This window comes from Bergeriella denitrificans NBRC 102155 (assembly GCF_001592185.1).
Classification (GTDB): domain Bacteria; phylum Pseudomonadota; class Gammaproteobacteria; order Burkholderiales; family Neisseriaceae; genus Neisseria; species Neisseria denitrificans.
The window spans coordinates 1-897 of record NZ_BCWL01000355.1 but is presented as its reverse complement, the minus strand read 5'-3'; the positions used below and the strand labels follow the sequence as shown (position 1 = coordinate 897).

The window sequence follows — 897 nt, the reverse complement described above, 5'->3', positions numbered from 1 at the left end:
GCCCCATATTCAGCCGCCGACACACATACAAAAAGCCGTCTGAAAATGTCAATTTTCAGACGGCTTTTTGCGGTTTATCAAGGCAAGCGCGGCCGCATTCGGTTACAATGCTTCGGTTTCCGATGAAGATGCGGGCTGCATACTTTCCAATTCGGCCTGATGGGCAGTAAACCACCCGCCGACAACCTGGTTCACCTCTTCTATGCCCTGCTTCTTCAGACTAGAGAAAAGCTGCACGCTGACGGCTTGGCGTTCCATATACGGTTTCAGGGCTTTTTTGACCGCGCCCAGTGTTTTGATTTGGTCGTTTTTAGATAGTTTGTCGGCTTTCGACAGCAAAATATGCACCGGCCGGCCGGTAATGTGGAAAAAGTCCAACATTTGGATATCCAAAGCCTTCAGCGGGTGGCGCGCATCCATAATCAGCACCAAACCCACCAGCTGGCGTCGGGTTTGCAGATAATCGCCCAACAGTTTTACCCAGTGCGCGCGCACGGCCTCGGGCACTTGCGCGTAGCCGTAGCCCGGCAGATCGACCATAAAACTGCCGCCCGAAAGCTCGAAGAAATTAATGTGTTGCGTGCGGCCGGGGGTTTTGGATACATAAGCCAGGCGGACATGATTGGTCAGCGTATTGATGGCGCTGGATTTACCCGCATTACTGCGGCCGACAAAAGCAATTTCCGCGGGCGTATCGGGCAAATCTTTCAAATGATTGACCGTGGTAAAGAATTTTGCATTTTGAAAGAGATTCATAGTAGTAATTTCATGTAAATTTGGTATAGAATACCATGTTTATAGAACTATCGGTTTTAATCGGGTAAAATTTTCCCGTCCCGCCGCAGGTAGGGCGATTTAGTCGGGGAAATTCAATTCTGATACAAGGCGGCAAGCCGC

1 protein-coding gene is annotated in these 897 nt (G+C 50.1%); it reads right to left on the bottom strand.

What is annotated here, in order from left to right; all coding sequences use genetic code 11:
- Positions 1-102 precede the first annotated feature (102 nt).
- On the bottom strand, positions 103-756 hold the full coding sequence (yihA, locus tag BDE01S_RS10780; protein ID WP_066081454.1) for a ribosome biogenesis GTP-binding protein YihA/YsxC: 654 nt from the start codon (positions 754-756) through the stop codon (positions 103-105).
- Positions 757-897 lie beyond the last annotated feature (141 nt).

Coding starts and splice junctions, on each gene's coding strand:
- yihA (WP_066081454.1), bottom strand. CDS start 756: ATGAATCTCTTTCAAAATGCAAAATTCTTTACCACGGTCAATCATTTG.